Below are 9,849 nucleotides of genomic sequence, written 5' to 3'. Positions count from 1 at the left end.
CCCCCGGGCGGAGTCCCGGTCGTACTTCGCCAGGCGCCGCATGGCGAACGTGGTGACCTGTGTCCGAGCGGACCGGATCACGTGCGGCCTGCCGTTCGGGTGCACGGCGGGCCGGGGCGTCGGGGAGTGCACGGTGACGACGGTGGCGGCGGCCGCGGTCGCCGGGGCGGCAGCGACGGCCACGGTGGCCGTGACGGGCCGGGGGAGCGGCTCCCCGGTGGTGTCGGCGGCGGTCCGCAGCTGCCACTTGCCGCCCGCCGAGAGCAGCGGGGTGAGCGCGGAGACGACGGGCGCGGGCATCCGCCCGGTCTCGGCGCGGCGGCGCAGCGTCTCGCGCACGTCGAAGACGTGGGCCTCGGCCCGGGCGATGAGCGGCTCGAACCAGGGGAGGGCCAGCAGGATCAGCAGACCCGCGGACCAGCCGAGCAGGACGTCACTGACCCAGTGGGTGCCGAGGTACACGGTGGTGGCGCCGACGCTCAGCGAGACGACGGCGGACACGATGGACAGCACCCGCCGGGTGACTCCGGTGGAGGCCAGGTAGGCCAGGATCCCCCAGGTCACAACGGCGTTGGCGGTGTGGCCGGAAGGGAATATATCGCCACCGGCGAAGAGTTCGGCGGATCCGATCTCCGTGGCGTAGTGCGGGCCGAGCCGGCCGAGGCCGAGCTTGACGGCCCCGACGGTGATGTTGAGCAGCAGCAGCGCCACGCCGAGGGTGATCAGCGGGCGGAGGGTGTGCTGCCGCCAGGAGCGCCAGCCGAGCCAGGCGGCGACCATGACCGCGGTGGGTCCGCGCTGGCCGAGCACGACGAGGTAGTCGAGGAAGGCGTGCAGCTGGGGCCACTGCTCGTAGGGCCGGAAGAACATGACCTGCCAGTCCAGGCGGACCAGCCAGGAAGTGGTCAGTACGGCCACCACGATTGCGAGATAGAAGGCGAGGGTCGATCCCAGGAGCACGACGCGGTGCCGGCTCATCTGCGGGGTTTGCAGATGAGCCGGTCGCTCTGGTTCCCGGTCCAGCCGGGCGAACACCCGCTCCAGACGGGTCAGGATTTGATCGGTACGCACTCAATCGACGTTACCGTCCGCCGATGCTCGGCCCAGGCGAATCGAGGGCTTTGTGATGACCATGTGATGTGGAGTTGGTCTCACGCGGGACTTAATTGCCGGTATTTCGACAGCGGTTGAACGTTTCTTGATCCACTGCTTCGGTAATTGCGTGAGTCACTTATCCGGACTTTATTGCCCGGCAAGGCATTTCTTTTGCTGAAAGATGTATCGGAATGACCCGTTCCGTGACGTGGGGCCCTACGGAGGTCCCGAGCCGTTCAGCCAGAACGCCCCGTAGACCGCCGAGGCCAGCGCCAACGCGCCCACCACCAGGGCCGCCCGGCGGGTCCGCCACCGCGCCAGCGCCACCGCCGGCGGCAGCAGCAGCGGGAAGGCCGGCAGCAGCAGCCGGGGCTTGGAGCCGAAGTACCCGGACGCGCACAGCGCCAGCGCCACCACGATCCCGCAGTACACGAGCAGCGGCAGCGGCTGTCGCTGCCGCACGCACTTCCCGTACAGCCACAGCACCAGCACCACACCCGCGATCAGCCCCACCCCCGCGAGGAAGGCGGACGAGGCCAGCTTCGCCCCGATGAACCCCGCGAACGCCCAGCCCCCGTCGAAGCCGTTGCCCCAGCCGCCCTGCACGTCCAGGTAGCCGAGCAGCCCGCCGCCGGTGCGTGCGCCGACCCACAGCACGTACGCCGCCGCGCCCGCCGGAGCCAGCGCCGCGCCCGCGACCGTCCGCCAGGACCGCTCCCCGCGCCGCCAGGCCGACGCGGCGGCCACCCACACCGCCGCGACCACCGCCGCGCCGACCGGGCGGGTCAGCCCGGCCCCGGCCGCGAGCAGACCCGCCGTCAGCCACCGGCCGCGCAGGGCCCCGTACAGCGCCCAGGCGGCCAGGGCGGTGAACAGCGATTCGCTGTACGCCATCGACTGCACGATCCCGACCGGCAGCGCCGCCCAGACGGCGACCGCGAACACCCCGGCCCGGCGGCCGTGGAGCAGATCGGCCACCGCGAAGATCCCCCAGGCCGCGGCGAGCCCCGCGACCACCGACACCACCAGACCCGCGGAGCCGTACGAGAACCCGGTCGCCGCCGACACCACCCGTTCCAGCCACGGCAGCAGCGGGAAGAACGCCAGATTCGAGTGAACGTCCCCGTTCGGGAGGACCACCTCGTACCCGTACCCCTCCGCGGCGATGCGGGCGTACCAGAGCGAGTCCCAGCGGGCCGACAGCAGGGTGCGCGGGCTGCTGCCGACCGCCGCACCCCACGCCGCGAGCACGGTCAGCCCGAGCAGCCGGACCGCCGCGAAGACGGCCAGTGCGGGCGCGGCCCGGCGAAATGCAAGATCTTTCACGGGCATGATTATCGGTGGCACCGGCGACACACCCCTCAGGGCCGGAGCCGGACCGGAGCGGCAGCGGAGCCGGACAGGGGCGGAGGCGGGGCAGGCCCGGGGCGAAGAACCACGGGCCGTGAGGGCGCGTGTACACAGGGGAAGAATGAGGGGTGGGGGAGTGGCATACCCCACACCGGGGCCGCCGCCGGGATGAGAGCTTGACCACGTGTGGGGCAGGCGAACTCGCGTACGCTGATCGTTCACTCGCGTGTCGATGCCGGACCCCGTTGGACGCCGCACAGCGCACCACCCCCCGTGGCTCCACAAGACGCTGGTCCACCGAGCGCGAGGGATCACCTGGGAGGTACATGCATGTCGGGGACGAACGCGGCCGGGGCCCGGACCCCTTCCCCCTGGCAGCGGCTCAGCGCGGCCTCCGGCGGTGCCAACCGCTGGGTCGTCCTGGCGGTTCTCTGCGTCAGCCTGGTCCTCGTCGCGCTCGACGCGACGATCCTGCACGTCGCCGTCCCCTCCGTCACCGAGGACCTGCGCCCCGGCTCGATCGAGCTCCTCTGGATCGTCGACGCCTACCCGCTGGTCTGCGCCTCGCTGCTCATCCTCTTCGGCACCCTCGGTGACCGGGTCGGCCGCCGGCGCATTCTCCTCCTCGGCTACGGACTCTTCGGCGTGGCCTCCGCGATAGCGGCCCTCGCCGACAACGCCCAGGTCCTCATCGCCGCGCGCGCCCTGCTCGGCATCGGCGGCGCGATGATCATGCCCGCCACCCTGTCGATCCTGCGCCAGGTCTTCCCCGACCGGCGCGAGCGGGCGCTCGCCATCGGCATCTGGACCGCCGTCGCCGCCATCGGCGCCGCCAGCGGTCCGGTCCTCGGCGGCTTCCTCGTCCAGCACTTCTGGTGGGGCTCGGTCTTCCTCATCAACATCCCGCTGATGGCACTGATCCTGCCGCTCGGACGCTGGCTGCTGCCGGAGTCGCGGGGCGCCTCCGACGGGCCGTGGGACGTGCTCGGCGCGCTGATGGCCGCCGCCGGTGTGCTCGGCGCGGTGCTCGGGGTCAAGCACCTCGGCGCCGAACGCCGGCTGTTCGACGCCGAGGCGCTGATCCCGCTCGGGCTCGGCGCGGTGCTGCTCGTGCTGTTCGTACGGCGCCAGAAGCGGCGCGAGCACCCGCTGATCGACATGCGGATGTTCGCCCGCGCGGCCTTCTCCACCTCGGTCGGCTGCATCATCCTCGCCATGCTGGCGCTGGTCGGCCTGGAACTGATCGCCGTCCAGTACCTGCAGCTGGTGCTGCAGCTCAGCCCGCTGGAGACCGGCCTGCGGCTGCTGCCGCTGACCTTCGCCGCGATGGCCGCGGGCGCCACCGGCTCGTACACCCTGAGCCGGGTCGGGCCGCGCAGGATGGTGTCCCTGGGCTTCGTCCTGACGGCCTTCGCCGTGCTGCTGCTGACGCTCATGGGCCAGCAGGACCGGCCGCTGCTGCTGACCGTCGGCTTCATCCTGCTCGGTTTCGGGCTGCAGACCACGCTGTTCGCCGCGTACGAGTCGATGCTCAGCGAGGCCCCGGCGGCCACCGCGGGCGGCGCGGCGTCGATCGGGGAGACCTCGTACCAGCTGGGCGCGGGCATGGGCATCGCACTGCTGGGCAGCGTGATGAACGCGGCGTACCGGCCGGGGCTCGTGGGTGTGCCGGGGGTTTCGGCGGCGGATTCGGCGGGTGCGGCGAACTCCCTGGGAGAGGCCTACCAGATCGCCGCGCACCTCGGCGGGCCGGCGGGGGCCTCGCTGTACGCCGCGGCGCGGCAGTCCTTCGTGCACGGGCTGCACGTGACCCTGCTGGTGAGCGCGGGGCTGTTGCTGGCGGGCGCGCTGATGGCACTGAAGCTGCCGCGGGCGATGGACTGCGGGGCGGCTTCCGGCGAGGAGGCCGAGCAGCAGGTGCGGCTGCCCGCGCAGGCGAAGGGCGAGGCTGCGGCGCGGCCGGCCACGGTGGAGCGGGCGGGCTGACGCCGGTCCGCGGGTGCGGCGCCGCTCCCGGGGCACCGCCCCGGACCCCGCGCCTCAATCGCCGGCGGGGCGGAAGTGGGGCTGGATTTGACCGGCGGGGGCTAATAGCGTCGGCCGAGCGCAAAAACTTGCGCCGCTAGGTTCCTGCTCAGGCCGCCGGGAGGCCACCGTGTCCTTCGTTCCCACCGATCCGCTCGGGCTCGACGAGCTCCTCGGACCCGAGGACCTCGCCGTCCGGGACACCGTCCGGGCCTGGGCCGCCGACCGGGTGCTGCCGAACATCGCGCAGTGGTACGAGAGCGGTGAGCTCCCCGCGATCCGGGAGCTGGCGCGGGAGCTCGGTGCCATCGGGGCGCTCGGGATGTCCCTCCAGGGCTACGGGTGTGCCGGTGCCAGCGCCGTGCAGTACGGGCTCGCCTGTCTGGAGCTGGAGGCCGCCGACTCCGGGATCCGGTCCCTGGTGTCGGTGCAGGGCTCCCTCGCCATGTACGCGATCTGGAAGTACGGCTCCGAGGAGCAGAAGCAGCGCTGGCTGCCCGGCATGGCCGCGGGCGAGCTGATCGGCTGCTTCGGACTGACCGAGCCCGACGTCGGCTCCGACCCGGCCGCCATGCGCACGTACGCCAAGCGCGACGGCGGCGACTGGGTGCTGAACGGCCGCAAGATGTGGATCACCAACGGTTCCGTCGCGGCGGTCGCCGTGGTGTGGGCGCAGACCGACGAGGGGATCCGCGGGTTCGCGGTGCCCACCGGCACCCCCGGATTCTCCGCGCCGGAGATCAAGCACAAGTGGTCGCTGCGGGCCAGCGTCACGAGCGAGCTGGTGATGGACGACGTACGGCTGCCGGCGGACGCGGTGCTGCCGCTCGTCACCGGGCTCAAGGGGCCGCTGGGCTGCCTCAGCCACGCGCGGTACGGGATCATCTGGGGATCCATGGGCGCGGCGCGGGCCAGTTTCGAGTCCGCGCTCGACTACGCGAGGACGCGGGAGCAGTTCGGCAGGCCGATCGGCGGTTTCCAGCTCACCCAGGCCAAGCTGGCGGACATGGCCCTGGAACTGCACAAGGGAATCCTGCTCGCCCACCACCTGGGCCGGCGCATGGACGCGGGCACCCTGCGGCCGGAGCAGATCAGCTTCGGCAAGCTCAACAACGTCCGCGAGGCGATCGAGATCTGCCGCACCGCGCGGACCATCCTCGGTGCCAACGGGATCTCCCTCGAATATCCCGTCATGCGGCACGCCACCAACCTCGAATCGGTCCTCACCTACGAGGGCACCGTCGAGATGCACCAGCTGGTACTGGGCAAGGCGCTCACCGGTCTGGACGCCTTCCGGTGAGAGCCCTGCTCAGCTCTGGTTGAAGAAGTCGCGTGAGCGGCCGCCCGCTTCACCGCTGACGATCTGGGTGTCGGCCGGGGTCAGGAGGAAGACCCTGGTCGCCACCCGCTCGATCGAACCGCGCAGCCCGAAGGTCAGTCCGGCCGCGAAGTCCACGACGCGCTTCGCGTCACCGGGGTCCATCGACGACAGGTTGACGATCACCGGCACCCCGTCGCGGAACAGCTCGCCGATCCCCCGCGCGTCACGGAAACCGTCCGGGGTGACCGTCGCGATCCGGCGGCCGTGCTCCACGGCGGACTCGGAGGCCACTCGGACGCGGGGGTCGGTGACCCACTGGTCACCGGGGCCGGCCACCGAACCCTGGGCCGCCTCCGCGTAGTCGTCGTCGTAGTAGCGCTCGTCGTCGCTGTCCTCCACGAGACCCAGCCAGGCACTCGCCTTGCGCACCGAACCCATGGACTGCCTCCTTTCACCGCGGTCAGTCTGTCTTCTCTCCGCTGCCCCTATGCTCGTCCATGATGCTGACAACGCGCCAAGTGGATAGTCGCCGCGCAGGGGTTTCGTGACGGTACTGGTGCAGAACATCCGTTGCACGGTCAAGGATCCTGGTGGCTACCACTGCTGACTGAGTGAAAATACGACTGCAGCCGCCGTACGGGTGAGCGACGCGGACGTACGGGTGAAACGAGCGGGTCGATACGATGCCCGCCAAGCACGCGTACGACACACGGGGGAAGTAGCTTGTTCGGCATCGTGAGACCTTGCACGCACCGGTTGGGGGAGCGGTTCAAGGCGGAGTGGATGGCCCATCTGTGCGGGCTGTGCCTGGCACTTCGGGGAGATCACGGACAGTTCGCCCGGATCGTGACGAACTATGACGGGCTGCTGGTCTCCGTCCTGACGGAGGCTCAGTCCGGTCCCGCACCCGGCGCGCGGCGCACCGCCGGTCCCTGCCCGCTGCGCGGGATGCGCACCGCCTCCGTGGCCCAGGGCGAGGGCGCGCGACTCGCGGCGGCCGTCTCGCTCGTACTCGCCTCCGCGAAGGTGCGCGACCACGTGGCCGACCGCGACGGGCTGTTGGCCCGTGCCCCCGTCGCCGCCGCCGCCCGCAGGGTGGCCCGCGGCTGGGATCGGGCCGGCGCCCGCACCGGGGCCTCGCTCGGCTTTGACACCGCTGTGCTCGTCGACGCCGTGGACCGGCAGACGGGCATCGAGACGCTGGCCGGACCCGGCACCCCCGTGCTCGTGGTGACCGAGCCGACGGAGACCGCGACCGCCGCCGCCTTCGCCCATACCGCGCAGCTGGCCGGACGGCCAGGCAACGCCCCCGCGCTGGCCGAGGCCGGTCGGTACTTCGGCCGGCTCGCGCACCTGCTCGACGCGGTGGAGGACCGGGACGCCGACGCCGCCGCGGGCGCCTGGAACCCGCTCACCGCCACCGGGACCTCGCTCACCGAGGCCCGCAGGCTCTGCGACGACGCCCTGCACGGCATCCGGCTGGCGCTGGGCGAGGTCGAATTCGCGGACGCGGGACTCGCCCACCGGCTGCTCGTGCACGAGCTGCGCACCTCGGTGGACCGGGCCTTCGGGACCGGCAGCTGCGGCCACACGGCATCGGCCTCCGCCGGACAGGGCGGCAACCCCTACGGGGGCCAGCCGTACGGGGGCCAGCCGTACGGGGGCCAGCCGTACGGCGGCCAGGGCGGGAACCCGTACGGCCAGAACCCGTACGGCGGGGCTCCGTACGGTGGTGGAGCGGGCGGCCCCGGGATGCCGCCCTCGGGCCCGGGCGGATTCGGTGGCGCGCCGCCCCCGCAGCGACCCCGCCGCGGACTGCTGGCCGGCTGTGCGGTCGCCATCGGACTGTTCTGCACCTGCCAGATGTGCTGCACCGAGCACGAGGGCCCCTGGTCCCGGAAGAAGCGGGACCCGTGGTGCGACGCCTGCGAGTGCTGCGACTGCTGCAACGGCACCAATGGTTCCGGCGGCGGGAGCGGTGAGGGCGGTGGCGGCGGTGGCGGCGGTGGCGACGGCTGCTGCAGCTGTGACTGCTGCGGCTGCGACTGCTGAGGCCCTTTCAGATTTCACAGGTCCGGACGGCGTACGCGGGGATTCCCGTCCGGACCCGCGTGGAAGGGTCAGCGGGATGAGCGACGACGCAGACGATCCGCACGCCGCGTGGCGGGAATGGCACGAACGCAGGGCCGCGGCCGTGTCCGCGCCCTACGGCCCCCTCGCGCTGACCGGAACCTTCTGGCTCGCCGACTACCCGGAAGGTCGAATTCCGGCCGTTCCGGGGCGCTGGCGCACCACGGAGACCGGTGTGGCGCTGACCGTCGCCGCCGGGGAGCCCTGCGCCCTCGACGGCGAGCCCTTCACGGGTGACGTCGTGCTGGGCGCCGACGAGACCCCGCCCGCACACTCCCGGCTCTCCGCCGGAGAGCTCCGGATCGTCGTGATCCGGCGCGAGGGGGAGTGGGGGGTACGCGTCTTCGACCCCGCGGCAGAGGCCCGCCGGGCCTTCGGCGGGCTCGAGGCCACCCCGTACGACCCCGCCTTCGCAGTGCCGGGGCGGTTCCGTCCGTACACCGGGGACCGGAGCGTCCAGGTGGAGAACGCCGACGCGCGGGCGCGCGGACTGGGTCTCGGCGGGGAGCTGCTCTTCCCCTTCGAGGGCGCCGAGCACGCCCTCCAGGTCGCCGTCGACCCGGACGACGGCAGCCTCTGGGCCGTCTTCGGCGATACCACGGGCGGGGACTCCAGCTACCGCTTCCGCTTCCTGAAGCCCGGCATACCCGACGCGCGAGGCGCGATCGCGGTGGATTTCAACCGCTCCCTGCTGCCTCCCTGCGCCTTCGCGGACCATTTCATCTGTCCTTTTCCGCCGCCCGGGAACACGCTGCCCTTCGAGGTCGCGGCGGGCGAGCGGAGGCTGAAAGCCGCTCTTGCGACCGGTATCTGACGACAGGACACTCCCGACAGCGCTTGTCAGGGGCACGGCCAAAGTTCATGCGCCCGCCGTGCCCCCGGCTGCGCCTCACGGGCTCAGGCACCCCCACATCCGCCGGGCCCCCGACCCTCTCCAGGAGGACGAGAAGTGAGGATCAAGCGCATGACCCGTACCAGGCTGCTCGCGATGGCCACCGGCCTGGCCGCCGCCGCAGCGCTCGCCGTCCCCACGGCTGCGAGTGCGCACCCGCAGGACGACGGATTCAGCGCCGACCGGCTCGCCTCGGCCAGCGCATCCGTCCTGCGCGCCAACGTCGCGGGCACCGCCTGGCACACCGACCCCGCCACCGGAACCCTCGTGGTCACCGCCGACTCCACCGTCTCCGACGCCGCCATCGCGAGAATCAGGAGCGAGGCCGGATCCGACGCCGGAGCGCTGCGCATCGAGCGCACCCCCGGCAAGCTGACCAAGCTGGCCTCCGGCGGCGACGCGATCTACGCGAACAGCTGGCGCTGTTCGCTCGGCTTCAACGTGCGCAGCGGCGCCAACTACTACGCCCTGACCGCCGGGCACTGCACCGACGGCGCGGGCACCTGGTGGACCAACTCCGCCCGCACCAACGTCCTCGGCACCACCACCGGATCCAGCTTCCCGACCAACGACTACGGCCTGATCAAGTACGCGAGCAACACGCCGGTACCCCCGGGGACCGTCGGCAGCCAGGACATCACCAGCGCCGTGAACGCCACCCTCAACATGTCGGTGACCAGGCGCGGCTCCACCACCGGTATCCACAGCGGCCGGGTCACCGGGCTCAACGCCACCGTCAACTACGGCGGCGGCGACATCGTCTACGGCATGATCCGCACCAACGTCTGCGCCGAGCCCGGCGACAGCGGCGGCCCGCTCTACTCGGGCTCCCGCGCCGTCGGCCTCACCTCGGGCGGCAGCGGAAACTGCTCCTCGGGCGGAACGACCTTCTTCCAGCCCGTGGTCGAGGCCCTCAACGCCTATGGAGTCAGCGTCTACTGACGGTGACTCACGCGCCCCCGCCGCACCCCTGGACGTCCTCCCGCCTTCTGGGAGGATGTTCCAGGCGGCCGTGTCCACGGGGGAGGCTGGTTTC

General features: G+C 72.1%; 7 protein-coding genes and 1 pseudogene. 5 read left to right on the top strand and 3 right to left on the bottom strand.

What is annotated here, in order from left to right:
- Both ACWGE1_RS26305 and ACWGE1_RS26300 read right to left on the bottom strand, forming a co-directional pair.
- On the bottom strand, positions 1–1,071 hold a 1,071-nt coding region (locus ACWGE1_RS26305; protein WP_453422945.1), incomplete at its 3' end, for a phosphatase PAP2 family protein.
- 240 nt (positions 1,072–1,311) lie between these two features.
- Positions 1,312–2,427: a hypothetical protein gene (locus ACWGE1_RS26300; RefSeq protein ID WP_453422944.1), complete on the bottom strand. Its 1,116-nt coding sequence runs from the start codon at positions 2,425–2,427 to the stop codon at positions 1,312–1,314.
- Positions 2,428–2,775: 348 nt separating this feature from the next.
- On the opposite strand from ACWGE1_RS26300, the pseudogene ACWGE1_RS26295 reads away from it, so the two are divergent.
- Positions 2,776–4,571, top strand: a pseudogene (locus ACWGE1_RS26295) (MFS transporter).
- 29 nt (positions 4,572–4,600) lie between these two features.
- Positions 4,601–5,770 (top strand): acyl-CoA dehydrogenase family protein, encoded by a 1,170-nt coding sequence (locus ACWGE1_RS26290; RefSeq protein ID WP_453422943.1) that lies wholly within the window; start codon positions 4,601–4,603, stop codon positions 5,768–5,770.
- Positions 5,771–5,779: 9 nt separating this feature from the next.
- Here ACWGE1_RS26290 and ACWGE1_RS26285 read toward each other — a convergent pair whose 3' ends face one another.
- On the bottom strand, positions 5,780–6,229 hold the full coding sequence (locus tag ACWGE1_RS26285; RefSeq protein WP_030389190.1) for a cell division protein SepF: 450 nt from the start codon (positions 6,227–6,229) through the stop codon (positions 5,780–5,782).
- Positions 6,230–6,514: 285 nt separating this feature from the next.
- Between ACWGE1_RS26285 and ACWGE1_RS26280 the strand changes: the two genes are divergently transcribed.
- The 3 genes from ACWGE1_RS26280 to ACWGE1_RS26270 all read left to right on the top strand — a co-directional run bounded on the left by ACWGE1_RS26280 (position 6,515) and on the right by ACWGE1_RS26270 (position 9,755).
- Complete coding sequence (locus ACWGE1_RS26280; protein ID WP_453422942.1) at positions 6,515–7,843, top strand: DUF5685 family protein; 1,329 nt, start codon at positions 6,515–6,517, stop codon at positions 7,841–7,843.
- Positions 7,844–7,919: 76 nt separating this feature from the next.
- Positions 7,920–8,735 (top strand): DUF1684 domain-containing protein, encoded by an 816-nt coding sequence (locus ACWGE1_RS26275; protein ID WP_453422941.1) that lies wholly within the window; start codon positions 7,920–7,922, stop codon positions 8,733–8,735.
- A gap of 135 nt (positions 8,736–8,870) precedes the next feature.
- Positions 8,871–9,755, top strand: coding sequence for a S1 family peptidase (locus tag ACWGE1_RS26270; RefSeq protein WP_453422940.1), 885 nt, complete (start codon positions 8,871–8,873; stop codon positions 9,753–9,755).
- Positions 9,756–9,849 lie beyond the last annotated feature (94 nt).

It is taken from the genome of Streptomyces sp. NPDC054932 (assembly GCF_053610205.1).
The sequence above is the reverse complement of the archived record's forward strand: the minus strand, read 5'-3'. Positions and strand labels throughout refer to the sequence as shown.